Genomic DNA, 24,443 nt, shown 5'->3' with positions numbered 1-24,443 from the left:
ACCTCTCAACCGTTGATACTGATGCGCAGCGAAGCCGCGATCGCCCAGGGCGCCAGGCAGAGTGCCAGCGACAGCAGTGCGCCGAGAATCGCCAGATGCGCCATGATGCCGTCACCCAGGATGGCGGCTTGCACGGCACCGGCACCGAAGATCAGCACCGGAATGTAAAGCGGCAGCACCAGCAGCGACAGCAGCACGCCGCCCCGCGACAGGCCTACCGTCAGTGCCGCCCCGATGGCTCCGATCAGGCTCAGGCTGGCCGTGCCCAGCGCCAGGGAGAGCGCCAGCACCAGGTAGCTACCCGCGGGCAGGGCCAGCATGATCCCCAGCACCGGCGCCATCAGCGCCAGGGGGAGGCCGGTCAACAGCCAGTGCACGGCCACCTTGGCCAGGGTCAGCAGCGCCAAGGGCTGCGGCGTCAGCAGCAGCTGCTCCAGGGAGCCGTCGTCGTAGTCGGCGCGAAACAGGCTGTCCAGCGACAGCAGCGCCGCCAGCAGCGCCGCCACCCACAGCAGCCCGGGGGCGATCGCTGCCAGAAGTTCCGGATCGGGGGAAATCCCGATCGGGAACAGCGTGATCACGATGGCGAAGAACACCAGCGGATTCATCACCTCGCTGCGGCGACGCAGCATCAGCACCAGGTCACGCTTGAGGGTGGCCCAGACTGCGACCGCCAGGCCGCCCTGAGGTTCCGTGCGAGCGACACGCATGTCGTCACCGATCAAGGAGCCGTCAGTGGCCGACATCGATACCTCCCCCGCCCAGGCGGATACGGCGCAGCTCGGCGCAGGGCGTCAGTTCATGGTGCGTGGTCACCAGCACGCTGCCGCCGCGGCGGGCGTGCTCGACCAGGCGCTGCTCCAGGGCCCCCACACCGTCGCGATCGATGGCGGTGAAGGGCTCGTCGAGCACCCACAGCGGGCGCGGGGTCAGCACCAGCCGCGCCAGCGCCACGCGGCGCTGCTGGCCGGCGGAGAGCTGCCCCGCCGGCAGGTCCTCGAAGCCCGTCAGGCCCACGTCTTCCAGCGCCGCGAAGCGTGCCGCCTCATCGCGCGGCTGTCCGGCCATGGCCTGGTACCAGGCGAGATTCTCCAGCGGGGTCAGCGCCGCCTTGACCCCGGGGGCATGCCCCATATAGAGAAGGTTGGAAAGAAAGGACTCGCGAGCCTGGCGCATCGGACGCTCGTCCCAATACAGCTCACCCTCGTAGTCGGCCAGCTGCCCGGACAGAATCTTCAGCAGGGTGGTCTTGCCGCTGCCGTTAGGCCCTTCGATGCGCACGATCTCGCCGGCACGGATATCGAGATCCAGGCCCCGGAACAGCCAGCGATCGTCGCGCTCGCAGGCCAGGTTATGCGCTTGCAGACGCAGGCTCAAGGCACTCTCCAGGAATGGCGATTTTCGCCCGGACTCTACACGGAATGGGCCTATGCCGCCAGTCAAACGGCCGTCTCCCGGCGCCACCCTTGACCTGCGGCAAGGGTGGCGCCGAGCCATGGAACTTGCCACAACGTCGCGGGGTGCTATGATGCAAAACACCTGTACATTTCAACAGGTCTTGAGACAGGGGAGACACCACATGCCTGAGGTTTCCACACGGTATCTGCAGCGACGTCCCAACCTGCCACTGGCCGACTCCTGGTCCAGCGTCGAGGCCACCGAGCTCATCGAGATCCCGCTGCTCGGCGACGTCTCGGCAGGCATGCCCATCGAGGCCTGCCCCAGCGGCGGCACGGTCCGCGCTCCCGCGAGCATGGTGCGACGCAACACCTACGCCCTGCGCGTGCGCGGCAACTCGATGGTCGACTGTCATATCTACGATGGCGATGTGATCATCATCGAGCGCCAGGAGAGCGCCGAGAACGGCGAAACCGCCGTGGTGCTGATCAACCAGCAGGAGGTCACCCTGAAGAAGCTTTATATAGAAAAGTCCGGCGTGCGTCTGCAGCCCGCCAACGAAAGCATGGCACCCATCTATCTCAAGAACAGCGATATCCAGGTGCTCGGCATGGTCATGGGCGTGGTACGCCAGCGCGAGCTGACCCACTGATGCGCTACCCAGTCCCCGACCTGCCTGCCGGCGAATGGCAGGCAACCGAACTGGAGGTAGAGCGCAGCCGCTTTATCGCCTGGGTCTGTCATGCCCCCAAGCCGGCCGCCCTGGACGCCCTGCTCGGGACGGCCCGTCGGACGCATCCCGCCGCCAGCCACCACTGCAGCGCCTTTATCGCCGGCCCACCGGGGGAGCAGGCCGCCATCGGCTTTGCCGACGACGGCGAGCCCGGCGGCACCGCCGGACGCCCCATGTTTCAGGTGCTGGAAGGCAGCGGGCTTGGCCAAGTGGGCTGCGTGGTGATCCGCTACTTCGGCGGCACCAAGCTCGGCACCGGCGGGCTGGCCCGGGCCTACGCCCAGGCCGTGGCGCAGGCCCTGGAGGCACTGCCACGCCGCGAGGTCGTCGAGCGCCTCGCGCTGCGCCTGCGGGTGGACTTCGCCGGCGAGGCCGAGGCGCGCGCCTGGCTCGAGGGCCAGGCCGTGCCCGTGGAGGCCGCCGAGTACACCGCCGACGGCGTGGTCCTCACCGTGGGCTGGCCCCGCGATGTCGCGCTAGACCTCAGCCCGCTCGAGGCCCGGCTGCGTGGGCGCCTTGAATGCCTCAACCCACCCAAGGTGCCAAGCAACGCCAGCTAGGCGGGGGAGGAAGGGGGAGGAAAGAGGAGGCGCTGCGCAGGTCATCACCGCCAGTATGCCGGCACCTACTACCCCAGCTCGGCGAAGCTCTGGAGCGCCACTTCATATGAACGCTGCACATGATCCTCCATCACCGCGCGAGCAGCCCGGGTGTTGCGTTTCAGCGCCAGCTCCACCAGCTCTTCATGCTGAGCATCCAGGATCCGTCGCACATCGGGCGCTTCAGGCGCCAGTCGCCGGTAACGGTCAAACTGGTCGTGCAGCTGCTCAATGAAGCGCAACAGCCATACCGAGCCGCAAGGGGCCACCAGGGTCCGATGGAAACGCGCATGCAGTTGCTCCCACTCGTCGATCTGCCCCGCTGCCAGCTCGAAGCGCTTGAGGCGATGGGCCGCCGCCAACAGCTCCGACTCCCACTCCGCATCCCCCCGACCTATCGCCCACTCAAGCGCCATCCCTTCGAGCTCCCGACGCATGCCGGCAATGTCCTCGAGCTCTTCACGCACCATCTTCGGCACCCGGAACCCACGCTGATTCTCCTGAACCAGCAGCCCGTAGGCCGCCAAGCGATTGAGCGCCTCACGCAGCGGACTGAGCCCAACCGCATAGCGCTCCTTCAGGGTGCTGATCGCCAGTTTCTCCCCGGCCTCGAAGCGACCGTTTAGCAGATCCTGACGCAGGATGTCGTAGATACGGCTGGACGTCGTTGCTCGGCCTGTCCGCTCGGGTATCGCCATGCCACCTCCTCCCTTGGCTGAAACAGCGTCTGATACAAGCTTGACCCATCTTCACCGGGCAATCTATATTTCATGACCAATAATCGATTTTTTAGTTCAAGTAAGATGAGTCATGGACAAATCAATTAATAATACTTTCGTCGATCGAAACTGGAGCCGGTCTTGAGCCCCGCCACCCCGCCTCCACTACGCGCCCTGTTCTGGGCCTTCACCCGCATCGGCCTGCTCGGCTTCGGCGGGGGGCCCGCCATGATTCCGCTGGTTCGGCAAGAAGTGGTCGATCGCTATCGCTGGCTGAGCGATGACGAATTTGCCGACGTGCTGGCCATCGGCAACACTCTGCCCGGCCCCATTGCCACCAAGATGCCCGGCTATATCGGTTACCGGGTCGCGGGCGTGCGCGGCTGTATCGTCGCCGTCGGTGCCGTGATCCTGCCCATGATCCTGGCGATGATTCTGCTGCTCGGTCTCTTTACCCGGTACCGCCATGTCGGCTGGATACAGGGCATGAGCCAGGCGGTGGTGCCGGTCGTCATGGTGATGATGGCGCAGCTAGCCTGGGACTTTTTCAATAAGTCGCGGCTGGCCCTGGGCTGGGGCGTCAGCCTGGCCATGTCGGCGGCGGCCGCGGTGCTGATCTACGCCGCAGGCCTGCACCCCGGCTGGCTCATCGGCAGCTTGCTGGCCGCAGCGCTGCTGCGCCCGGTGGCACCACCAAGCAGGGCCGCCCAATGATTTACTGGGAGCTGTTTCTTGCCTTCTTCATCCCGAACATTATCGGCTACGGGGGTGGCCCGGCCATCATTCCGCTCATCGAGGCCGAAGTGGTCGGCCACTACGGCTGGATGAGTGCCCACCAATTCGCCGAGACCCTGGCGCTGGGCAATGCCCTGCCCAGCCCCATCGCCACCAAGATGGCCGGGCATGTGGGCTACGAGGTTGCCGGTACCGGTGGCGCCGCAGTGGCAGTGCTGGCCACGGTGGCACCCTCGCTGCTGCTGATGCTCGGCGCGCTGGGTCTGCTCTATCGGCATCGCCACTCCCCCCGCGTGCAGCGCATGAGCCAGTGGGTCCGTCCCGTCATCGCCTTGATGATGGCCGCCCTGGCCGTGGGTTTCTTGCTCGAGGGGGTGCGCAGTGCCGGGATGTTCCACACCGGACTGATCGCTGCGGTCTCCGCCATCGCCCTACTGCGATTCAAGACGCATCCGGCCCTGGTGATCATGGCCGCACTGATCTATGGAGGGCTTTTCATCACCTAGCACTCTTTCGCTACGCAACATCACCTGTTTCACAACAAAGACAAACCGAGGTATTTCATGAAGCTCCACACCCTCATTGCCGCATCCACCGCTGCCGCTGCTCTGGCCGTGCCCCCTCTTACCATGGCTGCCGACAGCTATCCCGAAAAGCCCATCGAGTTCATCGTCCCCTGGGGGCCGGGAGGCGGCAGCGACCTGTTGATGCGCATCGTCGGGCAGCACCTTGAGGAAACCCTGGATGAGGCCGTGCCGATCATCAATATGCCCGGTGCCAGCGGCACGATCGGCCTACGAGAAGCCACACGCCGCGACAATGACGGCTATACCATCACCCAGATCCACGAAGGCCTGCTGATCGCGCACCATTCCGGCGTCACAGACCTGAACTGGGATGATTTCGAGGTTATCTCCATGATGACCAGCATCAACTCCGTCATTGCCGTCAACGCCGACACCGGCTGGGAAACCCTCGACGACCTGCTCGAGGATGTCAGCGCCAGCCCGGGAGAGTACCGAATGGGCGTCACCATGGGCGGCATCCCCCACCTATGGGCGGTGCAGTTCGAGGAGGCCACCGGTACCGAGTTCGGCTACGTCGGCTACGAGGGGACCGGTGAGCGGCTGCGCGCCCTGGCAGGTGGCCATATTACCGTCGCCATCGAGGATTACTCGTCCACCAGCGCCTTCGTGGAAAACGGCGACATGAACATTCTCGCAGTGGCCACCACCGAGCGCATCGACGAACTGCCGGACACGCCGACACTGCAAGAGCTAGGCTACGACCTGGAGTTCCTGGTGACGCGCGGCCTGGTAGCGCCCAAAGGCACTCCTGACGCAATTCTCGATACGCTCGAAAGCGCACTGGCCACGATTGCCGAGAGTGAGTCCTTCCGTACCCAGGTCGCCAATGTCGGTGGCACCGTTCGCTACATGGGGCGAGCCGACTATGCCGACTACCTGCACACCATGAACCAGGCCATTGAGGCCAACGCCCACCTCCTCGACTGAGGCTGGGTGTCTACAGGAGGCCCGCATGGAAAGAAAAACCCAAGAGGAGAGCTTGCTGCCCACACTGCAGCTTCTCTCCTATGCCATCATTGCCTCTCTTGCGCTGTTCATGTCACTCAAGGCCGGCTCGCTGCCGGCCTCTCGCTGGGAGCCAATGAGTGCCGGCGCTTTTCCTCGCATCATTTTCCTGTCGATTGCCGGGCTCTGCACCATCGCCTTCGTCACGGAGCTCTTCAAGCACGGCCTGCCCAGGACCTCCTGGTCAGTCTGCCTGGAACGCGTGGCCAACCTGAAGACGGTGATCATCAATCTGGTGCTGTTCATCGCCTATATGGCCACGCTGCCTTGGCTCGGGTTCATGATCAGCACCTTCCTGTACCTTTCGACTGCCCAGATTCTGATGGCCCCGAAACGGCTGACTGCCATTGCTATCGCATTGCTAGTCGCCGTCGTCTTTTCCGCCGGCCCCTACTACCTCTTTTCCGAGGTATTCAGCATCTACCTCCCCAGAGCAAGATGGTAATCAGGTGAAATCATGACAGACGCTTTCCTGTTGGCGCTGGGTGGCATCATGACACCCTACACCCTGGCGCTGATGGCAATCGCCACCCTTGCCGGCATCGTGTCCGCCGCCATCCCCGGCTTCACGATCACCATGGCCATCGTGCTCACCCTGCCCCTGACCTTCGCGATGCCGCCGCTGCAAGGGGTCGCGGTCATGCTCTCGGTATACGTCGGCGGGCTGAGCGGCGGGCTGTTCAGCGCCGCGCTGCTCGGTATCCCGGGAACGCCTTCGGCCGTAGCGACCACCTTCGATGCCTTTCCCATGGCGCGCAAAGGGCATCCCGGCAGGGCGCTTTCCATCGGCCTGCTCGCCTCTTTCGTGGGGTCCTTGATCTCCATCGTCGTGCTGATCATGGCGGCTCCACCGTTGGCGCTGATGGCCGTCAAGCTGGGGCCTTGGGAGTACTTCGCCTTGATCGTGTTCGCCTTGACCATCATCGCGAGCCTGGTCGGCGACTCGCTGCTCAGGGGGCTGATTGCCGGGCTGATCGGCATTGGACTGGCCACCGTCGGCCCCGACCCGATCATGGGGCGAGAGCGCTTCACTTTTGGTTATGAATTAGTGGCGGCCGGCATTCCTTTCCTGGTCGTTCTGATTGGCATGTACGCCATGAGCCAGCTGCTCTCGGAGCTGGAGCCCGCTCGAGGGGGCAAGCCGCAGCCCGGGTCGTTGATCAGTGGCGACATGCGCCCCCACCTGCTCGAGACCGTAAAACAGGTGATTCTCAAACCCGTCAATGTGGTACGCTCTTCGTTGATCGGCGTCTTCATCGGCGCAGTGCCCGGGGCAGGCAGCTCGATTTCCAACCTGCTCGCCTACGATCAGGCCAAGCGTGCCTCGAAGCACCCGGAGTCGTTCGGCAACGGTGAACCTGAAGGTGTCGTGGCGTCGGAGTCCGGTAACTCCTCCACGGTGGGCGGCAGCCTGATTCCACTCATTGCCCTGGGGATTCCCGGCTCCCCTGCCGATGCGGTGCTGATGGCCGCCATCATGGTGCATGGCATCAGCGTCGGGCCGCGGCTCATCCTCGACAACCCGGACCTGGTCTATGGCATGTTCATCTCTATGGCCGTGGCCTCGGTGTTCATGCTGTTTATCGGCCTGATCCTGATGCGCGCCTTCCTGCGCCTGCTCAACGTGCCCAAGTACATCGTGGTGCCGGTGGTTCTGGCCTGCTGCGCCATCGGGACCTATACCCTGAACAATCGCATTTCCGATCTCTACCTGCTCGCCTGTGTCGGTGTGGCTGGCTATGTCCTGAGAAAGCTCGACTACCCGCTGGCGCCGCTGGTGCTTGGGGTTGTGCTGGGCCCGATCGCCGAAACCAACCTCAGGCGGGCCTTTCAAACCAGCGATGAGTGGACACTGTTCTTTACCCGACCGATATCCGCCCTCCTATTGACCTTGGCGGTGGTCTCGATTCTGTACAGCGTCATTAGCTACATGAGACGGCGCAAGGCCTTTTCCCAACGAACCAACGCCTCGCTCGAATAGGACACGCCATGAACTTCGATCCCCACTACTACCCAGCCGCCTCGCGGCGCATGATGAGCGTCGGCCAGCGCGGCATGGTCGCCACCTCCCAGCCGCTTGCCGCTCAGGTCGGCGTCGATATGCTCAAGCGCGGCGGCAACGCCGTGGATGCGGCCATCGCCACCGCGGCGGCGCTGACCGTGGTCGAGCCAACCTCTAACGGTATCGGGGGCGACGCCTTCGCCATCGTCTGGGTCAACGGCGAGCTTCACGGCCTCAATGCCAGCGGCCCCGCCCCGCGTGGTATCTCGGCGGAGGCCGTCAAGGCCCTTGGCCACGACGAGATGCCGGCCCACGGCCTGATCCCGGTCACCGTTCCCGGCGCCCCGAGCGCCTGGGCCGCACTCTCGGAGCGCTTCGGCAAGCTGCCGTTCGCCGACCTGCTGGCCCCGGCCATCGAGTTCGCCACCCAGGGCTATGCCGTAACGCCCGTCGCCAGCCAGCTGTGGCAGGCCGCCGTGAAGCGCTACGGTCAGTACAGCGGGGCAGAGTTCGCCCCCTGGTTCGAGCACTTCGCCCCCGGCGGCCGGGCGCCGGCGGCCGGCGAGGTCTGGCGCTCACCGGAGATGGCCGCCACCCTCCAGGCAATCGCCGAGACCCGGGGGCGCGCCTTCTACGAGGGGGAGCTGGCGGATCGCCTCGACGCCTTTTCTCGCCGGCACGGGGGCTTCCTGCGCCGCGAGGATCTCGCCGCCTACGCCCCCGAGTGGGTCACTCCCATCAGCACCCGCTATCGTGGCCACGATATCTGGGAGATACCCCCCAACGGCAGCGGCCTGATCGCACTGCAGGCGCTGGGCATGCTGGAAGCCCTCGGCGATGAACCCTGCGATCCCGTGGAGAGCCTGCACCGGCGTATCGAGGCCACCAAGCTGGCCTATGTGGACGGCCTGCACTACGTCGCCGAACCAGAGGCGATGCATGCCAGCGTGGAACAGCTGCTCGCCGCCGACTATCTGGCACAGCGCGCAGACCAGATCGGCACCCAGGCCCTGGACCCGGTACCCGGCGATCCCCTCAAGGGGGGCACCGTCTACCTGGCCGCCGCCGATGGCGAGGGCAACATGGTCTCCTTCATCCAGAGCAACTTCGAGGGCTTCGGCTCGGGAATAGTCGTCCCCGGCACCGGCATCAGCCTGCAGAACCGCGGCTGGTCCTTCTCCCTCGAACCGGAGCATGCCAACGTCCTGGCACCGGGCAAGCGCAGCTACCACACCATCATCCCGGGCTTCATCACCCGGGACGGCCAGGCCGTGGGGCCCTTCGGCGTGATGGGCGGCTACATGCAGCCCCAGGGGCACGTCCAGGTGGTCACCGCCATGCTCGAGGATAGGCTCAACCCCCAGGCGGTGCTGGACCTGCCGCGCTGGAAGTGGACCGAGGGCCGCACCGTGGAGGTCGAGCCCGAGTTTCCCGACCATCTGGCCCAGGCGCTGGCCCGCCGCGGCCACCACATCGTCAAGTGCCGCGACGGCCTGACCTTCGGCCGGGGGCAAATTATCCTGCGCGACCCCGAGAGCGGGGGGCTTTACGCCGGCACCGAACCGCGCACCGACGGCGCCGCCCTGCCCTGGTAGGTCCCGGCCATTGCCGTAAAACGCCAGCGGCGCCCCAAGGGGCGCCGCTGGCGTGATCATGGCAAGGACGCCGGATCAGGTCAGGTACTTGATCATCACCCCGGCGGCCACCGCCGAGCCGATCACCCCGGCCACGTTGGGGCCCATGGCGTGCATCAGCAGGAAGTTGTGGGGGTTGGACTCCAGCCCCACCTTGTTGGCCACCCGGGCGGCCATGGGCACTGCCGAGACTCCGGCGGCCCCGATCAGCGGGTTGATGGGCATCTTGCTCATCACGTTCATCAGCTTGGCCATGATCACCCCCGCCGCCGTGCCAATGGCGAAGGCCACCATGCCCAGCCCCATGATCCCCAGGGTCTCCAGCGCCAGGAAGCTCTCGGCCATCAGCCGCGAGCCCACGGCAAGCCCCAGCACGATGGTGACGATGTTGATCAGGGCATTCTGGGCGGTGTCGGTGAGTCGCTCCACCACGCCACACTCGCGCATCAGGTTGCCGAAGCAGAACATGCCCAGCAGCGGCGCAGCATCCGGCAGGAACACCGCCACCAGCATCAGCAGCAGCAGCGGGAAGACGATCTTCTCCAGCTTCGACACCGGCCGCAGCTGGGTCATGGTGATTTCCCGCTCGCGCTTCGAGGTCAGCAGCTTCATGATCGGCGGCTGGATCATCGGCACCAGGGCCATGTAGGCGTAGGCGGCCACGGCGATGGCGCCGAGCAGCTCCGGGGCCAGCACGCTGGAGACATAGATCGAGGTGGGGCCGTCGGCGCCGCCGATGATACCGATGGCGGCAGCCTGCTCCAGCGAGAAGTCCATCCAGCCCATGGCCGACATGCCCACCGCGCCGAATACCGTGGCGAAGATGCCGAACTGCGCCGCGGCGCCCAGAAAGAGGGTACGCGGGTTGGCCAGCAGCGGGCCGAAGTCGGTCATCGCCCCCACGCCCATGAAGATCAGCAGCGGCGCGATCCCCGAGGCCACGGCCACCTCGTAGAAGGTGAAGAGCAGGCCGTCGCCGTAGCCGACGTTGACCGCCACGTCCTTGGCGGCACGCAGCTGGTCCGGCGAGGCGCCGTTGTCGAGCAGCGCCTTGAGGGTGGCCCGCCAGGCCTGCTCACCGGCCAGCGGATCCAGGGTGGCGCCCAGCGCCGAGGCGATCTGGTGCAGCACCGCGGGGCGCGCCACCTCGACGGCCTGATCCAGCGCCGAGATGGCCAGGCCCGCCTCGGGAATGTTGGCGAGAATGCCGCCGAAGCCGATCGGCACCAGCAGCAGCGGCTCGAACTTCTTGGCGATGGCCAGGTAGAGGAGGATCAGCCCCACCGCGATCATCACCGCCTGGCCGAGGGTCAGGTTGTAGAGGCCCGAGCCCTCCCACAGGGTCAGTAGCTGTTCCATGACGGAGGGCCCTTTAAAGCTTGATCAGCACATCGCCGACGGAGACGCTGTCGCCTTCGCTGACCTTGACCGCGGAGACGGTGCCGGCGCTGGACGCACGCACCTCGGTTTCCATCTTCATGGCCTCGAGGATGATCACCACGTCGCCCTCCTTGACCGCATCGCCCGGACGCACGTTGACCTTGAAGATGTTGCCGGCCAGGGGTGCGTCGATGGTGGCACCGCTTGGCGCCGGTGCCGACTCGGCCGCCGGGGTAGCAGGTGCCGCGCCGCCTTGGGCCTGGACGTCGGCGATCTCGCCGCCTTCAGCGACCTCCACCACATAGGCCTTGCCGTTGACCTTGACGGTGTAGGTCTCGGGGCCGGCGGCGGCGCCCTGAGTGGCCGGGGGCTTGGCCTGGGCCCCGCCCTTCTGTGACGCGACCGGCAGCTTGGCGCCGGCCTCCTCCTGGCCCGGCGCCTGGGGGGCCGGCTCGAAGGCATCGGGATTGTCGCGGTTCTTGAGGAACTTCAGACCGATCTGCGGGAAGAGCGCATAGGTCAGCACGTCGTCGATCTCGCGCTCGCCCTCGGCCAGGCGGATGCCGTCGGACTTGGCCTTCTCCTTGAGCTCGGCGGCGAGCCTGTCCATCTCGGCCTCGAGCAGGTCGGCGGGACGGCAGGTGATCGGCTCGCCGCCCTCCAGCACGCGGTTCTGCAGCTCCTTGTTGAAGGGGGCCGGGGCGGCGCCGTATTCGCCCTTGAGCAGCGCCTGGACCTCCTTGGAGATCGACTTGTAGCGCTCCCCCATCATCACGTTCATCACCGCCTGGGTGCCGACGATCTGCGAGGTGGGCGTGACCAGCGGGATGAAGCCCAGATCCTCGCGCACCTTGGGAATCTCCTGGAGCACGTCGTCGAGCTTGTCGCCGGCGCCCTGCTCCTTGAGCTGGTTCTCCATGTTGGTGAGCATGCCGCCGGGCACCTGGGCCACCAGGATGCGCGAGTCGATGCCCTTCAGCGAGCCCTCGAAGGCGGCGTACTTCTTGCGCACTTCGCGGAAGTAGGCGGCGATCTCCTCGAGCAGCTCCAGGTCGAGGTTGGTGTCCCGCTCGGTCCCCTTGAGGATCGCCACCACCGACTCGGTGGGGCTGTGACCGTAGGTCATGGACATCGAGGAGATGGCGGTGTCGACGTTGTCGATGCCCGCCTCGGCGGCCTTGAGGGCGGTAGCGGTGGACATGCCGGTGGTGGCGTGACACTGCATGTGGATGGGGATGTCCACGGCCTGCTTGAGCCGCGAGACCAGTTCAAAGGCGGTATAGGGCGTAAGCAGGCCGGCCATGTCCTTGATCGCCAAGGAGTCAGCGCCCATGGCGGCGATGGTGCGGCCGAGCTCCACCCAGCCGTCCAGGGTGTGCACCGGGCTCACCGTGTAGGAAAGTGTACCCTGGGCATGGCCCTCGACGTTGCGCACCGCCTGGATGGCGCGCTCCAGGTTGCGCGGGTCGTTCATGGCATCGAAAACGCGGAAGACATCGACGCCGTTGGTCTTGGCGCGCTCGACGAACTTGTCCACCACGTCATCGGCGTAGTGGCGGTAGCCGAGCAGGTTCTGACCCCGCAGCAGCATCTGCTGGGGGGTGTTGGGCATGGCCGCCTTCAACGCCCGTATCCGCTCCCACGGGTCTTCGCCGAGGTAGCGGATACAGGCGTCGAAGGTGGCGCCGCCCCAGGATTCCAGCGACCAGAAGCCGACGCGGTCGAGCTTCTCGGCGATCGGCAGCATGTCGTCCAGGCGCAGGCGGGTGGCGAACAGCGACTGGTGGGCGTCGCGCAGCACCACATCGGTGATGCCCAGCGGGCGGTTGGTATCACTCATGACGATGACCCCGTTGAGATGGCGTATTGTGTAGTAGTATTAGGCGTTCGGGCGTCGGCCGATCGCTCAGCGGCGATGACGACGGCGATAGCGATGCACGGCGGCGCTGAGCACGGCCATCAGCTCGGCATCCGCGGCGTCATCGCGGGCCGGCTCGACGCGGCGGCCGGCGGCAGGCGTGGCGGTGGCGGCAGGCGCCGGCGAGAGGCGGCGCACCAGCAGCGACATCAGGGTCGTGCCGGCTACCAGAACGGTAAGAAAAACAAAAACAAACCCCATGCCGACCCCCATCAGGGTCAAGCCATCGTGCAAAAGCTGCATATCCTGCATGCGGTTTCTCCCGTATAGCCAGCCGACCTGGTCGCGATTTCGCGCGATTAGGACGGGTAGCTCGAAAATTCGACCATCTAAACTGCCACACTGACGAAAGATTGCAAGCGCCCTATGGTGGAAGCTCCCGTTGTTGGTTTACTACAAAACGGCCGAATTGGCCTGGCGCCCATGGAGGGCGTCATCGATGCGGTCACCCGCGATCTGCTGACGCGCACGCCCGGCTTCGACTGGACGGTCACGGAATTCGTCCGCGTGGTCGACGCCAGACTGCCCCCGCGCGTCTACTACAAGCACTGTCCCGAACTACTCGGACGACCGGTCGCGACCCCCTCCGGGGTGCCGGTGCAGCTCCAACTGCTGGGCAGCGACCCGGCGAGCCTGGCAGCCAACGCCCGCCAGGCGATGTCGCTCGGCGCCATCGGTATCGACCTGAATTTCGGCTGCCCGGCCAAGCTGGTCAACCGCCACGACGGCGGCGCTTCGCTGTTGCGCACCCCGCACCGGGTCGAAGCCGCCGTTGCCGCGGTACATACCGCCGTGGGCGGTGAGATTCCGGTGACCGCCAAGGTTCGCCTGGGCTTCGCCGACCGCCGCCAGGCGGTCGCCTGCGCTCGTGCCGCCGAAGCGGGCGGCGCCGCCCAGCTGGTCATACACGGCCGCACCCGCAATGAAGGCTACCGCCCTCCCGCTCACTGGGAGTGGATCGGCCGGGTGCGTCAACACCTGCGCATCCCCGTGGTCGCCAACGGCGACATCTGGACCCTGGAAGATTACTGGAAAGCGAGAACCCTTTCCGGCTGCCGGGACGTGATGCTCGGCCGCGGCGCCCTGGCCGATCCCTGGCTGGCGCCGCGCATCCGCCACTGGCTGACCACCGGGGAGCGCCTACCCGCCACCAGCTGGCAGCACCGGGCCGCGACGCTCACCGCCTATGCTGCATTGCAGCGAGAAAAACTGCAAGACAGAGTCGTGGTCTCGCTGATCAAGCAGTGGCTTAATCAGATGCGCAGCCGCGACGCCGAGGCGCAGCGACGCTTCGAGCGACTCAAGCGGATCACCGACCTCGACCGCCTGCTCGCCGGACTTCACGACGAACGCCAGGCCACCGGGAACGAACCCGCGGCGGCAGGCCGAGCGCAGCGCCAGCCGGCCTGATCGCCGACCGCTGGAAATGCACCGGCAATCCTCATGACCAAAAAAAGGGTGCGCGTCGCCAGGCGACGGCACCCCAAACGATCGCGCGGCCGACAGCCCCAAGGACCGACGGCAGGGCTAGCACTGCGGCTGCGGCGACGAGGCCACAAAGAGAAAACCCGCCCTCCGGAGGAGGACGGGTCGAAATCTGGCGCGCCCGGGAGGATTCGAACCTCCGACCACCTGATTCGTAGTCAGGTACTCTATCCAGCTGAGCTACGGGCGCTGACGGCATGGCCGTAAACGACTTGCTTCATGAAGCCGGTCAGGCATCACTGCCTGTCGAAGATGGCGCGCCCGGGAGGATTCGAACCTCCGACCACCTGATTCGTAGTCAGGTACTCTATCCAGCTGAGCTACGGGCGCTTGCACTTCGCGTCGTGAATGCGCCTTTACGGCCACCGCACGACCTGCTTCACGGGCGTCGATATGGCGGAGAGGGAGGGATTCGAACCCTCGATGGGGCTATAAACCCCATACTCCCTTAGCAGGGGAGCGCCTTCAGCCACTCGGCCACCTCTCCCTCATCGACACGGCGCATATCCTATCGTCTGCGCGATCTTTTGTCCAGCGTATTCAGGAATTTGTTTCCCGCGCGCGATCCGCGACGCCAGCCCCGGCGCTCAGGGCGTGGAGGAACCGCCCCCCTCTTCGTCGGACTTCTCGCGCTGAATGCGCTGGTAGATTTCCTCGCGATGTACGGCGACATCCTTGGGCGCATTGACGCCGATACGCACCTGATTGCCCTTGACGCCAAGGACGGTCACGGTGATGTCATCACCGATCATCAGGGTTTCTCCGACACGGCGGGTCAGGATGAGCATGACTGATCTCCTTCTCAGACGACTGGCAACGGGATGGCGCCGAGCTCAACGACGCTTGCTTATTATGTGTCACGACACCACTGTGCACCAACGGCGCCGCCATGACACCCCATGGCGGCTTTGAAGGGAAGCCTTCTCGCCTCTGGTAGCCGACCAAGAAGGCTCTCCCCACAAGCGTAGAAGCTACAGGCCGTAGCGCTCGCCCTTATTCGCTCTCGATATCGCTCTTGTCCAGACCGAAGGCCTTGTGCAGGGCGCGTACGGCGAGTTCCATATGCTTCTCGTCGACCACCACCGAGATCTTGATCTCCGAGGTGGACACCATGCGAATGTTGACGTTCTCGTCGGCCAGCACGCGGAACATCTTGGAGGCCACGCCGGCATGGGAGCGCATGCCCACGCCCACCAGCGACACCTTGGCAATGTTGTCGTCACCCTTCACTTCGCCCTCGCCCAGGTCGGGCAGCACCTGCTCCTGGAGAATCTTGAGGGTCTTCTTGTAGTCGCCCTTGGCCACGGTGAAGGTGAAGTCGGTGTAGTCGCCGGCCGGCGCCACGTTCTGCACGATCATGTCGACTTCGATGTTGGCGTCGGCGATGGGCCCGAGGATACGCGAGGCCACGCCCGGCACGTCCGGGGTGTTGAGCAGGGTCAGCTTGGCCTCGTTGGCGGTGAAGGCGATACCGGAGATCAGCGGTTCTTCCATGGAGTCCTCGTCTTTGTCGGAGTCTGCAACGATAAGGGTGCCGGGGCCGCCCTGGAAACTGGACAGCACGCGCAGCGGAACATTGTATTTGCCGGCGAATTCGACGGCGCGGATCTGCAGGACCTTGGAGCCGAGGCTGGCCAGCTCGAGCATCTCTTCGACGGTGATGCTGTCGAGGCGCTGGGCCTTGGAGCAGACGCGGGGGTCGGTGGTGTAGACACCGTCGACATCGGTATAGATCTGGCATTCGTCGGCGCCCAGCGCGGCCGCCAGGGCCACCCCGGTAGTGTCGGAGCCGCCGCGACCGAGGGTGGTGATATTGCCCTCTTCGTCCACGCCCTGGAAGCCGGCCACCACGACCACCTGACCGTCATCCAGGTCGGCCTGCAGGTCATCGGTCTCGATGCGCTGGATACGCGCCTTGGTGTGGGCGCTGTCGGTCTGAATGCCCACCTGGGAGCCGGTGTAGGAGGTGGCGGCCACGCCCAGCTTGTGCAGCGCCATGGCCAGCAGCGAGATGGTCACCTGCTCGCCGGTGGAGACCAGCATGTCCAGCTCCCGCGGCGTCGGCTCGTCGTTGATCTCGTTGGCCATGCCGATCAGGCGGTTGGTCTCGCCGCTCATGGCGGAGACCACCACGACGACCTGGTGGCCCTGTTCGCGAAAGCCCTTGACCTTCTCGGCCACGGCCTTGATGCGCTCCACGGAGCCCACCGAGGTGCCGCCGAACTTCTGTACGTATAGTGCCATATGCGGTGTTTCCCTCGTGTGTCGAGAGCCTGAGGCGCTCGGATGAGTGAAAGGTGGATCCATGCTGACAGGGCCGGGACCCTGCGGTCACCGGCCCTGCCAATCGTGAGTTACTGGAGGCGCGCCTCCACCCAGGCGGGGACGCTCTCCAGCGCCCCCGGCAAGGCCGCGACGTCGCTGCCGCCGGCCTGGGCCATGTCGGGACGGCCGCCCCCTTTGCCGCCCACCTGGGAGGCCACGTGATTGACCAGCTCACCGGCCTTGACGCGGCCGGTGAGGTCCTGGGTGACGCCGGCGATCAGGCTGACCTTGCCGGCCTCGGCGTCGGCCACGCCGAGCACCACGATCCCGGAGCCGAGCTTGTTCTTGAGCTGGTCGAGCACACCGCGCAGCTCCTTGCCGGAGACGCCCTCCAGGCGGGTCGCCAGCACCTTGACCCCGGCGATCTCGCGGGCCTCGGCAAGCATGTCGCTGCCGGCGGCGCTGGCCAGCTTGGCCTTGAGACGCTCGAGCTCCTTCTCCAGGCTGCGGTTGCGCTCGACCAGCGAGTCGACGCGCTCCTCGACCTGCTCGGGCTTGGCCTTGAGGCGCTCGCCGATGCGGCTGAGCCGCGCTTCCTGCTCGCGGAAGTAGGTCAGTGCGCCCTCGCCGGTGATCGCCTCGATCCGGCGCACGCCCGAGGCGATGCCCTGCTCGCTGACGATATGGAAGCAGCCGATGTCGCCGCTGCGGGCCACGTGGGTGCCCCCACACAGCTCGATGGAGAAGTCGTCGGCGCCGATGGTCAGCACCCGCACGCTGTCGGCGTACTTGGCCTCGAACAGCGCCGCCGCTCCCTTGGCTTTGGCCTGGTCGAGAGTCATGGTCTCGATCAGGGTGGGCGCGTTGGCAAGGATCTGCTCGTTGACCAGGCGCTCCACCTCGGCGAGCTGTTCGGGGGTCATCGCCTCGAAGTGGCTGAAGTCGAAGCGCAGCCGCTCGGGGGTCACCAGCGAGCCTTTCTGCTGCACGTGCTCGCCCAGCACCAGGCGCAGCGCCTTGTGCATCAGGTGGGTGGCGGAGTGGTTGCGCACGGTGGCACCGCGCAGCTCGCCGTTGACCTCCGGGCGCACCGCGGCCCCCACGGCCAGCTCCCCCTCCAGCAGCACGCCGTGATGCAGATGATGGTCTCCCTGTTTCTGAGTGTCGGTGACCAGGAAGCGGCTGCCGTCGTCCAGGTGCAGGTAGCCGGTATCGCCCACCTGACCGCCGGACTCGGCGTAGAAAGGCGTGCGGTCGAGCACCACCAGGCCGCGCTGCTCGGTGGCGAGGCGAGCCAGGGCATTGCCCTCACGATCGATCAGGGCGGTTACCGTGGCGCGATCATCGAGCCGGTCGTAGCCGGTGAAGGTGGTCTCGCCCTCGAGCTCCAGGGCGGCGCCGTAGTCGGCGCCGAACTGGCTGGCGGCCCGGGCGCGCTCGCGCTGGGCCTCCAGCGCCCGCTCGAAGCCGATCTCGTCCAGGACCACGTCGCGCTCGCGACAGACATCGGCGGTGAGGTCGTAGGGGAAGCCGTAGGTGTCGTAGAGCTTGAAGACGGTCTCGCCGGGCAGCACCTCGCCGTCGAGGCCCGCCAGGGCCTCCTCGAGCAGGCCCATGCCGTGCTCCAGGGTGCGGGCGAACTGCTCCTCCTCCTTGAGCAGCACGCGTTCGATCTGGTGGCGCGCCTGGCGCAGCTCCGGATAGGCATCGCCCATCTCGGCGTCCAGCGCCCCCACCAGCCGGTGGAAGAAGTTGCCCTGGGCGCCCAGCTTGTGGCCGTGGCGGATGGCCCGGCGAATGATCCGGCGCAGCACGTAGCCGCGCCCCTCATTGGAGGGCAGCACGCCGTCGGTGATCAGAAAAGCGCAGGAGCGGATATGGTCGGCGATCACCCGCAGCGAGGGGTGGCGGGTATCGGCATGGCCGGTGCGCTGCGCCGCTGCCGCCAGCAGGTTCTGGAAGAGGTCGATCTCGTAGTTGGAGTGCACCCCCTGCATGACAGCGGCCACCCGTTCGAGCCCCATGCCGGTGTCGATGGAGGGCTTGGGCAGCGGGTTGAGGGTGCCCGCAGCGTCGCGGTCGAACTGCATGAACACCAGGTTCCAGATCTCGATGTAGCGGTCGCCGTCCTCCTCGGGGCTGCCGGGCGGCCCTCCCCACACCTCGGGGCCGTGATCGAAGAAGATCTCGGAGCTGGGGCCGCAGGGGCCGGTATCGCCCATCTGCCAGAAGTTGTCCTCGTCGAGCTTGGAGAAGCGCGACGGGTCGACGCCGATCTCCTCCTTCCAGATCTTCTCGGCCTCGTCGTCGCTGATATGCACCGTGACCCACAGCTTCTCCTTGGGCAGCCCCAGGGTCTCGGTGAGGAAGGTCCAGGCGAAGCGGATGGCGTCACGCTTGAAGTAGTCGCCGAAGCTGAAGTTGCCCAGCATCTCGAAGAAGGTGTGGTGGCGGGCGGTGTAGCCGACGTTGTCCAGGTCGTTGTGCTTGCCGCCGGCACGCACGCAGCGCTGGGAGGAGACCGCCCGCACGTAGGGACGCGACTCGCGGCCCAGGAAGACATCCTTGAACGGCACCATGCCGGCATTGGTGAACAGCAGCGTCGGGTCGTTGCCCGGCACCAGGGAGCTGGAGGGCACAACGGTATGCCCGTGCTGCTCGAAGTAAGTCAGAAAGGCCTGTCTGATGTCTGCGCTTTTCATGGGATATCCGTGACGATGAGCGTGGTGTCCCGGCGGGCGGGCGAGGCTCCGCGTACCCGGCAGAGCGGGCCGGAAACGGCACGCCGGCGCGCATCAGGGGCGCGACCCGGGGCGTTGGCAAAGGGGAGCATTATAGCGCAGTTGTCAAGGGACTGAAGGGGCAGCACCAGCAAGACGCGGGGCTGATCCAGCGACAGGTCTGCGAGGAGGCGCTGTGAACCCCTCCCTGGGCGCTACCGACGCCATCCCTGGCGTAGGACCTCCTCTTCGACCTGTCCCTGGCGCCCCTCACCAGCTAGTCCAGGTCTGATGTTTAGCCCCACGCGTGCTCGAGCGCATGGCGCAGCTGGTCGAAATCGAAGCCGCGCCCGGCCAGGAAGCGTTCGCGCCGTGCGCGCTCGCGGGGGGTATCGCCGGGGCCGGGGAAGCGCCGCGCCAGGGTATCGGCGGCCAGGGCGAACCAGTCCACCTCGCCGCGCTGCTCAAGCTCGGCGAAGGCCGCCGCCACCGTATCGCGATCGACCCCGCGCCGGGCCAGCTCGCCGCGGATCTTCAGCGGCCCCTGGCCACGCGCCACCCGCGAACGCAGGAAGGACTCGGCGAAGCGGGCATCCGACTGCAGGCCCTGCTCGGCCAGAGCGTCGAGGCAGGCGGCGACCTCGGCCGCCTCATGCCCCTTGGCATTCAGCCGCTCGACCAGCTCGGCGCGGGAATACTCGCGCCGGGCCAGCAGGCGCAGGGCAGCGTCGCGGGGCGTCTGGGCCTTCTCCTTCGCCTGGGCGGTATCGGACATGCGCGGCATGAAGAATTAGAGCAGGTCGTTCTCGCCGCTCTCCTCGCTGGCCACGGGCTCGGCACTCTTCGGCTCCTTGGGTTCCGCCGAGGTCAGCAGCTGGGCGCGGATCTGACTCTCGATCTCCTCCATCACCGCCGGGTTGTCCTCGAGGAACTGGGCGGCGTTGGCCTTGCCCTGGCCGATCTTGTTGCCCTGATAGCTGTACCAGGCGCCGGCCTTGTCGACCAGCTTGCACTGCACGCCCAGGTCGACCACCTCGCCGGCATGATAGATGCCCTTGCCATAGAGAATCTGGAACTCGGCCTGGCGAAACGGCGGCGAGACCTTGTTCTTGACCACCTTTACCCGGGTCTCGTTGCCGACCACCTCGTCGCCCTGCTTGACCGAGCCGGTACGGCGGATGTCCAGGCGCACGCTGGAGTAGAACTTCAGGGCGTTGCCACCGGTGGTGGTCTCGGGTGAGCCGAACATCACCCCGATCTTCATGCGGATCTGGTTGATGAACACCACCATGCAGTTGGCGTTCTTGATATTGCCGGTGATCTTGCGCAGCGCCTGGGACATCAGGCGCGCCTGCAGGCCCACGTGGGAGTCGCCCATCTCCCCCTCGATCTCCGCGCGCGGGGTGAGCGCGGCCACCGAGTCGATGATGATCACGTCGACCCCGCCGGAGCGCACCAGCATGTCGCAGATCTCCAGCGCCTGCTCGCCGGTGTCGGGCTGGGAAACCAGCAGGTCATCGAGATTGACGCCAAGCTTCTCGGCGTAGCTCGGGTCCAGGGCGTGCTCGGCGTCGATGAAGGCGCAGGTCTTGCCCTGCTTCTGGGCCTGGGCGATCACCGACAGGGTCAGGGTGGTCTTGCCCGAGGACTCCGGGCCGAAGATCTCCACCACCCGCCCATAGGGCAGGCCGCCGATGCCCAGCGCGATGTCCAGGCCCAGCGAGCCGGTGGAGACCGCCGGCATCGCCACCCGCGGGGCATCGCCCAGGCGCATCACGGTGCCCTTGCCGAACTGGCGTTCGATCTGGCTGAGTGCGGCATTCAGCGCCTTGGAACGGTTGTCGTCCTGTGCCATGAGGGCTCTCCTCGCAGAAGAATCTGACGCGGGCGGCGACAGGCCGCCCGACAAACACTGTATGATTGGCCAGTATTATGGCGCAAAAAAGCCGGCTCGCCTACTCCCGGCGCTCCAGCCGTTGCAGCAGGCCCACCAGGGCCTCGCGCACCGCCTGCTCGCGCACCGCGCGGCGGTCGCCGGGGAAGTGCCGGCACTCGGCCTGCTGGTGCTCGGCATCGCCCCAAGCGAGCCATACGGTACCCACCGGCTTGTTCGGCGAGCCGCCGCCGGGGCCGGCCACGCCGCTGATGGCCACGCCGAGTCCCGCCCCGCTGTCACGACAGGCGCCGGCGACCATGGCCTCCACCACCTCGCGGCTCACCGCACCCTCGGCCTCGAGCAGCGCCTCGGGCACACCGAGCAGACGCGTCTTGGCGGCGTTGGAGTAGGTCACGTAGCCGACCTCGAAGTAGTCGGAGCTGCCGGCCACGGCGGTGATGGCGCTGGCCACCCCGCCGCCGGTGCAGGATTCGGCGGCCGTCACGCTCACGCTGCGAGCGCGGCAGGCCCGCCCCAGGCGCTCGGCGAGGGTAGTCAGATCGAGGTTGGCCAGGCGGGCGGCGCTGGGCGGCATGGTGTCTCTCCCTGGGGCGGCCGCCGCCGTCCTTCGCCGACGACGACCACGCATGTGCGATGACTTTTCCGTACAATACCGCCTTTGCCAGCGACATGCATGGCGCAAAGCCAGCCCGATTCGACACCAGTGAGACAGGTACCCCATGTCCCAGGCCAGCACCCCGCACACCCCGATGATGGCCCAGTTCCTGAAGATCAAGCGCGAACACCCGGACGTGCTGCTCTTCTACCGCATGGGCGACTTCTATGAGCTGTTCTTCGATGACGCCAAGCGCGCCGCGGCGCTGCTCGATATTACCCTGACCCAGCGCGGTCAGTCGGCGGGCAAGCCGATCCCCATGGCCGGGGTGCCCTACCATAGCGCCGAGGGGTATCTGGCGCGCCTGGTGGCCGCCGGCGAGTCGGTGGCGATCTGCGAGCAGATCGGCGATCCGGCCACCAGCAAGGGGCCGGTGGAGCGCCGCGTGGTGCGCATCGTCACCCCCGGTACCCTCTACGACGAGGCGCTGCTCGACGCCCGCCGCGACAACCTGCTGGTGGCCGTGCACACCGCCGGCGAGCGCTTCGGCCTGGCCTGGCTGGAGCTCTCCAGCGGGCGCTTCGGCGTGCTGGAGGTGGAGGGGGAAGGCGAGCTGCTGGCCGAGCTGACACGCCTCGACCCCGCCGAGCTGCTGGTGGCCGAGAGTCTCTCGCTGCCCCCAGCCCTGGATGGCCGGCGCGGCCTGCGCCGCCAGAGCGACTGGCTGTTCGATGCCGAGAGCGCCCAGCGCATCCTCTGCGACCAGTTTGGCGTCGCCGACCTGCGCGGCTTCGGCTGCGCCCACCTCGAAGCCGCGATCACCGCCGCCGGCGTACTGATCGAGTACGCTCGGGACACCCAGCGCTCGCGTCTGCCCCATGTTACCGCCATCGGCGTGGAGAGCCGCGACGATGCCGTGGTGATAGATGCCGCCAGCCGCCGCAACCTGGAGATCGACACCAACCTGAGCGGCAGCGGCGACAACACCCTGGCCAGCGTGCTCGACACCACCACCACGGCCATGGGCTCGCGGCTGCTCAAGCGCTGGCTCAACCGCCCGCTGCGGGACCGCGAACAGGTAACACGACGCCAGGGCGCGGTGGCACTGCTGCTCGACCAGGAGGGCTTCGTCCCCCTGCGCGAGTCGCTCAAGGCGATCGGCGATGTCGAGCGCATCCTGGCCCGGGTGGCGCTCTACAGCGCACGGCCCCGGGATCTCGCCCGATTGCGCGACGCGCTGAACGCCCTCCCCACCCTGCAGGCCGAGCTGACCGGCTTCAGCGAGGGCACCGCCCTGGACGAGCTGGCCCGCCATATCCGCCCCTTTCCCGAGCTGGCCGACACCCTGACCCGCGCCCTGGTGGAGAACCCGCCGGTGGTGATCCGCGACGGCGGGGTGATCGCCGAGGGCTTCGACGCCGAGCTCGACGAGCACCGCGGCCTGGCCGAGCACGCCGGCGACTATCTGGTACAGTTGGAGACCCGGGAGCGGGAGCGCACCGGCCTGCCCGGCCTCAAGGTGGGCTACAACCGGGTCCACGGCTACTATATCGAGATTCCCCGGGCCCAGGCGCGCGACGCCCCGGCAGACTACGTGCGCCGCCAGACCCTGAAGAACGCCGAGCGCTTCATCATTCCCGAGCTCAAGGCATTCGAGGACAAGGCGCTGTCCGCCAAGTCCCGGGCGCTCGCCCGGGAGAAGCTGCTCTACGACAGCCTGCTCGACACCTTGAATGCCGAGCTCGATGCCCTCCAGGCCACCGGCCGGGCGCTGGCCGCGCTGGACGTGCTGTGCGCCTTCGCCGAGCGCGCCCAGGCCCTGCAGCTCACCCCCCCGAGACTCGCCGAGCACCCCGGCATCGAGATCCGCGGCGGGCGTCACCCCGTCGTGGAGCAGGTCAGCGACACGCCCTTCGTCCCCAACGACCTGGTGATGGGCGATGAGCGCCGCATGCTGGTGATCACCGGCCCCAACATGGGCGGCAAGTCCACCTACATGCGCCAGGCGGCACTGATCGTGCTGCTCGCCCACACCGGCAGCTTCGTGCCCGCCGACAGCGCCGAGATCGGCCCGGTGGACCGCATCTTCACCCGTATCGGCTCCTCGGATGACCTGGCCGGCGGGCGCTCCACCTTCATGGTGGAGATGACCGAGACCGCCAGCATCCTGCACAACGCCACCGACCAGAGCCTGGTGCTGATGGACGAGATCGGCCGCGGCACCAGCACCTTCGACGGCCTGTCGCTGGCCTGGGCCAGCGCCGAGCACCTGACCCGCTCCCGCGCCTTCACGCTGTTCGCCACCCACTACTTCGAGATGACCGCCCTGGCCGATCAGGTCGAGTCGGTGGCCAACGTGCACCTCACCGCGGCCGAGCACAAGGAGGGCATCGTCTTCATGCACCGGGTGGAGGACGGCCCGGCGAGCCAGAGCTACGGGCTGCAGGTGGCGCAGCTGGCCGGCGTGCCCCAGGGCGTCATCGCCCGGGCCCGCGATAAATTGACCCAGCTCGAGCAGCAGGAGATCGACCAGGGCAGCCGCCCGGCGGGGAGCCTGAACAGCACGCCCTCGGCGCCGCTGCAGAGCGACCTCTTCGCCAGCGCCCCCCATCCGCTGGTGGAGGAGCTCGGCGGCCTCGCCCTGGACGAGCTGACGCCGCGCCAGGCGCTGGAGCTTCTCTACCGCTGGCGGGAGACGCTGTAAGGGGTGGTAATACCGGTCGCTGCGAACGGGAACCATCTTGCAGCGGCGGGGCACCGGAGACAGGTCG

At 66.8% G+C, this 24,443-nt stretch carries 22 protein-coding genes and 3 tRNA genes; 10 read left to right on the top strand and 15 right to left on the bottom strand.

The window, feature by feature from the left end; translation table 11 throughout:
- Positions 1 to 5: 5 nt before the first annotated feature.
- On the bottom strand, positions 6 to 746 hold the full coding sequence (ccmB, locus tag ACZIYR_RS02795) for a heme exporter protein CcmB (RefSeq protein WP_483528128.1): 741 nt from the start codon (positions 744 to 746) through the stop codon (positions 6 to 8).
- A complete protein-coding gene (gene ccmA / locus ACZIYR_RS02790) occupies positions 733 to 1,377 on the bottom strand; it encodes a cytochrome c biogenesis heme-transporting ATPase CcmA (RefSeq protein WP_483528127.1) in 645 nt (214 codons plus the stop codon). The genes ccmB and ccmA overlap by 14 nt, the downstream gene beginning before the upstream one ends.
- 202 nt (positions 1,378 to 1,579) lie before the next feature.
- Between ccmA and ACZIYR_RS02785 the strand changes: the two genes are divergently transcribed.
- Complete coding sequence (locus ACZIYR_RS02785; protein WP_473032302.1) at positions 1,580 to 2,050, top strand: LexA family protein; 471 nt, start codon at positions 1,580 to 1,582, stop codon at positions 2,048 to 2,050.
- Entirely contained in the window at positions 2,050 to 2,691 is a 642-nt protein-coding gene (locus tag ACZIYR_RS02780) for an IMPACT family protein (protein ID WP_483528126.1), read from the top strand. The genes ACZIYR_RS02785 and ACZIYR_RS02780 overlap by 1 nt, the downstream gene beginning before the upstream one ends.
- A gap of 68 nt (positions 2,692 to 2,759) precedes the next feature.
- Here the strand turns inward: ACZIYR_RS02780 and ACZIYR_RS02775 are convergent, their stop codons facing one another.
- Positions 2,760 to 3,428, bottom strand: coding sequence for a GntR family transcriptional regulator (locus ACZIYR_RS02775; RefSeq protein WP_483528125.1), 669 nt, complete (start codon positions 3,426 to 3,428; stop codon positions 2,760 to 2,762).
- A 162-nt stretch (positions 3,429 to 3,590) separates the two neighbouring features.
- Here ACZIYR_RS02775 and ACZIYR_RS02770 point away from each other — a divergent pair, with 162 nt between their 5' ends.
- From ACZIYR_RS02770 to ACZIYR_RS02745, 6 genes are read left to right on the top strand one after another with little or no spacing between them, the layout of a single operon-like run.
- Positions 3,591 to 4,163, top strand: a complete 573-nt coding sequence (locus tag ACZIYR_RS02770; RefSeq protein WP_483528124.1) for a chromate transporter — start codon at positions 3,591 to 3,593, stop codon at positions 4,161 to 4,163.
- Positions 4,160 to 4,690, top strand: coding sequence for a chromate transporter (locus ACZIYR_RS02765; protein WP_483528123.1), 531 nt, complete (start codon positions 4,160 to 4,162; stop codon positions 4,688 to 4,690). Before ACZIYR_RS02770 ends, ACZIYR_RS02765 begins: the two co-directional genes overlap by 4 nt.
- Before the next feature lie 57 nt (positions 4,691 to 4,747).
- Complete coding sequence (locus ACZIYR_RS02760; protein ID WP_483528122.1) at positions 4,748 to 5,698, top strand: tripartite tricarboxylate transporter substrate binding protein; 951 nt, start codon at positions 4,748 to 4,750, stop codon at positions 5,696 to 5,698.
- A 25-nt stretch (positions 5,699 to 5,723) separates the two neighbouring features.
- On the top strand, positions 5,724 to 6,221 hold the full coding sequence (locus tag ACZIYR_RS02755) for a tripartite tricarboxylate transporter TctB family protein (protein ID WP_473032299.1): 498 nt from the start codon (positions 5,724 to 5,726) through the stop codon (positions 6,219 to 6,221).
- A gap of 12 nt (positions 6,222 to 6,233) precedes the next feature.
- Positions 6,234 to 7,757 carry a tripartite tricarboxylate transporter permease gene (locus ACZIYR_RS02750; protein WP_483528121.1) on the top strand — a complete coding sequence of 508 codons (1,524 nt, stop codon included), beginning with the start codon at positions 6,234 to 6,236 and terminating at the stop codon, positions 7,755 to 7,757.
- An 8-nt stretch (positions 7,758 to 7,765) separates the two neighbouring features.
- Positions 7,766 to 9,373 (top strand): gamma-glutamyltransferase family protein, encoded by a 1,608-nt coding sequence (locus tag ACZIYR_RS02745; RefSeq protein WP_483528120.1) that lies wholly within the window; start codon positions 7,766 to 7,768, stop codon positions 9,371 to 9,373.
- A gap of 75 nt (positions 9,374 to 9,448) precedes the next feature.
- Here ACZIYR_RS02745 and ACZIYR_RS02740 read toward each other — a convergent pair whose 3' ends face one another.
- The 3 genes from ACZIYR_RS02740 to ACZIYR_RS02730 form a co-directional block, all read right to left on the bottom strand.
- Entirely contained in the window at positions 9,449 to 10,771 is a 1,323-nt protein-coding gene (locus ACZIYR_RS02740) for a sodium ion-translocating decarboxylase subunit beta (protein WP_473032297.1), read from the bottom strand.
- A 13-nt stretch (positions 10,772 to 10,784) separates the two neighbouring features.
- Positions 10,785 to 12,632 (bottom strand): sodium-extruding oxaloacetate decarboxylase subunit alpha, encoded by a 1,848-nt coding sequence (gene oadA, locus ACZIYR_RS02735; protein ID WP_483528119.1) that lies wholly within the window; start codon positions 12,630 to 12,632, stop codon positions 10,785 to 10,787.
- 66 nt (positions 12,633 to 12,698) lie between these two features.
- Positions 12,699 to 12,962 carry an OadG family protein gene (locus ACZIYR_RS02730; RefSeq protein ID WP_483528118.1) on the bottom strand — a complete coding sequence of 88 codons (264 nt, stop codon included), beginning with the start codon at positions 12,960 to 12,962 and terminating at the stop codon, positions 12,699 to 12,701.
- A gap of 171 nt (positions 12,963 to 13,133) precedes the next feature.
- On the opposite strand from ACZIYR_RS02730, the gene ACZIYR_RS02725 reads away from it, so the two are divergent.
- Positions 13,134 to 14,120 carry a tRNA dihydrouridine synthase gene (locus ACZIYR_RS02725; RefSeq protein ID WP_483528117.1) on the top strand — a complete coding sequence of 329 codons (987 nt, stop codon included), beginning with the start codon at positions 13,134 to 13,136 and terminating at the stop codon, positions 14,118 to 14,120.
- 188 nt (positions 14,121 to 14,308) lie between these two features.
- On the opposite strand, the gene ACZIYR_RS02720 is transcribed toward ACZIYR_RS02725, so the two are convergent.
- From ACZIYR_RS02720 to ACZIYR_RS02680, 9 genes are all read right to left on the bottom strand, one after another.
- Positions 14,309 to 14,385, bottom strand: a tRNA-Arg gene (locus ACZIYR_RS02720).
- A gap of 63 nt (positions 14,386 to 14,448) precedes the next feature.
- Positions 14,449 to 14,525, bottom strand: a tRNA-Arg gene (locus ACZIYR_RS02715).
- Positions 14,526 to 14,589: 64 nt separating this feature from the next.
- Positions 14,590 to 14,682 (bottom strand) — tRNA-Ser (locus ACZIYR_RS02710).
- A 100-nt stretch (positions 14,683 to 14,782) separates the two neighbouring features.
- Positions 14,783 to 14,983 carry a carbon storage regulator CsrA gene (gene csrA, locus ACZIYR_RS02705; RefSeq protein WP_238977541.1) on the bottom strand — a complete coding sequence of 67 codons (201 nt, stop codon included), beginning with the start codon at positions 14,981 to 14,983 and terminating at the stop codon, positions 14,783 to 14,785.
- A gap of 205 nt (positions 14,984 to 15,188) precedes the next feature.
- Positions 15,189 to 16,439 (bottom strand): aspartate kinase, encoded by a 1,251-nt coding sequence (locus tag ACZIYR_RS02700; RefSeq protein WP_473032294.1) that lies wholly within the window; start codon positions 16,437 to 16,439, stop codon positions 15,189 to 15,191.
- 110 nt (positions 16,440 to 16,549) lie between these two features.
- A complete protein-coding gene (gene alaS / locus ACZIYR_RS02695; RefSeq protein ID WP_473032293.1) occupies positions 16,550 to 19,162 on the bottom strand; it encodes an alanine--tRNA ligase in 2,613 nt (870 codons plus the stop codon).
- A 313-nt stretch (positions 19,163 to 19,475) separates the two neighbouring features.
- Positions 19,476 to 19,955, bottom strand: coding sequence for a regulatory protein RecX (locus ACZIYR_RS02690; RefSeq protein ID WP_483529040.1), 480 nt, complete (start codon positions 19,953 to 19,955; stop codon positions 19,476 to 19,478).
- A gap of 15 nt (positions 19,956 to 19,970) precedes the next feature.
- Complete coding sequence (recA, locus tag ACZIYR_RS02685) at positions 19,971 to 21,035, bottom strand: recombinase RecA (protein WP_473032292.1); 1,065 nt, start codon at positions 21,033 to 21,035, stop codon at positions 19,971 to 19,973.
- A gap of 100 nt (positions 21,036 to 21,135) precedes the next feature.
- On the bottom strand, positions 21,136 to 21,651 hold the full coding sequence (locus tag ACZIYR_RS02680; RefSeq protein ID WP_473032291.1) for a CinA family protein: 516 nt from the start codon (positions 21,649 to 21,651) through the stop codon (positions 21,136 to 21,138).
- A gap of 145 nt (positions 21,652 to 21,796) precedes the next feature.
- Here ACZIYR_RS02680 and mutS point away from each other — a divergent pair, with 145 nt between their 5' ends.
- Positions 21,797 to 24,376 (top strand): DNA mismatch repair protein MutS, encoded by a 2,580-nt coding sequence (gene mutS / locus ACZIYR_RS02675; RefSeq protein WP_483528116.1) that lies wholly within the window; start codon positions 21,797 to 21,799, stop codon positions 24,374 to 24,376.
- The last annotated feature ends 67 nt before the right edge of the window (positions 24,377 to 24,443 follow it).

The organism is Billgrantia sp. NRB1 (assembly GCF_056921725.1).
This window is presented reverse-complemented; position numbering and strand designations above follow the sequence as displayed.

Excerpts from the sequence above, each read along its gene's own strand:
- ACZIYR_RS02765 (WP_483528123.1), top strand. The coding sequence starts at position 4,160 with ATGATTTACTGGGAGCTGTTTCTTGCCTTCTTCATCCCGAACATTATC.
- ACZIYR_RS02725 (WP_483528117.1), top strand. The coding sequence starts at position 13,134 with ATGGAGGGCGTCATCGATGCGGTCACCCGCGATCTGCTGACGCGCACG.
- ACZIYR_RS02690 (WP_483529040.1), bottom strand. The coding sequence starts at position 19,955 with ATGTCCGATACCGCCCAGGCGAAGGAGAAGGCCCAGACGCCCCGCGAC.
- ACZIYR_RS02775 (WP_483528125.1), bottom strand. The coding sequence starts at position 3,428 with ATGGCGATACCCGAGCGGACAGGCCGAGCAACGACGTCCAGCCGTATC.
- ACZIYR_RS02755 (WP_473032299.1), top strand. The coding sequence starts at position 5,724 with ATGGAAAGAAAAACCCAAGAGGAGAGCTTGCTGCCCACACTGCAGCTT.
- ccmB (WP_483528128.1), bottom strand. The coding sequence starts at position 746 with ATGTCGGCCACTGACGGCTCCTTGATCGGTGACGACATGCGTGTCGCT.
- ACZIYR_RS02760 (WP_483528122.1), top strand. The coding sequence starts at position 4,748 with ATGAAGCTCCACACCCTCATTGCCGCATCCACCGCTGCCGCTGCTCTG.
- ACZIYR_RS02730 (WP_483528118.1), bottom strand. The coding sequence starts at position 12,962 with ATGCAGGATATGCAGCTTTTGCACGATGGCTTGACCCTGATGGGGGTC.
- ACZIYR_RS02785 (WP_473032302.1), top strand. The coding sequence starts at position 1,580 with ATGCCTGAGGTTTCCACACGGTATCTGCAGCGACGTCCCAACCTGCCA.
- ACZIYR_RS02740 (WP_473032297.1), bottom strand. The coding sequence starts at position 10,771 with ATGGAACAGCTACTGACCCTGTGGGAGGGCTCGGGCCTCTACAACCTG.
- csrA (WP_238977541.1), bottom strand. The coding sequence starts at position 14,983 with ATGCTCATCCTGACCCGCCGTGTCGGAGAAACCCTGATGATCGGTGAT.
- mutS (WP_483528116.1), top strand. The coding sequence starts at position 21,797 with ATGTCCCAGGCCAGCACCCCGCACACCCCGATGATGGCCCAGTTCCTG.
- recA (WP_473032292.1), bottom strand. The coding sequence starts at position 21,035 with ATGGCACAGGACGACAACCGTTCCAAGGCGCTGAATGCCGCACTCAGC.
- ACZIYR_RS02745 (WP_483528120.1), top strand. The coding sequence starts at position 7,766 with ATGAACTTCGATCCCCACTACTACCCAGCCGCCTCGCGGCGCATGATG.
- oadA (WP_483528119.1), bottom strand. The coding sequence starts at position 12,632 with ATGAGTGATACCAACCGCCCGCTGGGCATCACCGATGTGGTGCTGCGC.
- ACZIYR_RS02680 (WP_473032291.1), bottom strand. The coding sequence starts at position 21,651 with ATGCCGCCCAGCGCCGCCCGCCTGGCCAACCTCGATCTGACTACCCTC.
- alaS (WP_473032293.1), bottom strand. The coding sequence starts at position 19,162 with ATGAAAAGCGCAGACATCAGACAGGCCTTTCTGACTTACTTCGAGCAG.
- ACZIYR_RS02780 (WP_483528126.1), top strand. The coding sequence starts at position 2,050 with ATGCGCTACCCAGTCCCCGACCTGCCTGCCGGCGAATGGCAGGCAACC.
- ACZIYR_RS02700 (WP_473032294.1), bottom strand. The coding sequence starts at position 16,439 with ATGGCACTATACGTACAGAAGTTCGGCGGCACCTCGGTGGGCTCCGTG.
- ACZIYR_RS02750 (WP_483528121.1), top strand. The coding sequence starts at position 6,234 with ATGACAGACGCTTTCCTGTTGGCGCTGGGTGGCATCATGACACCCTAC.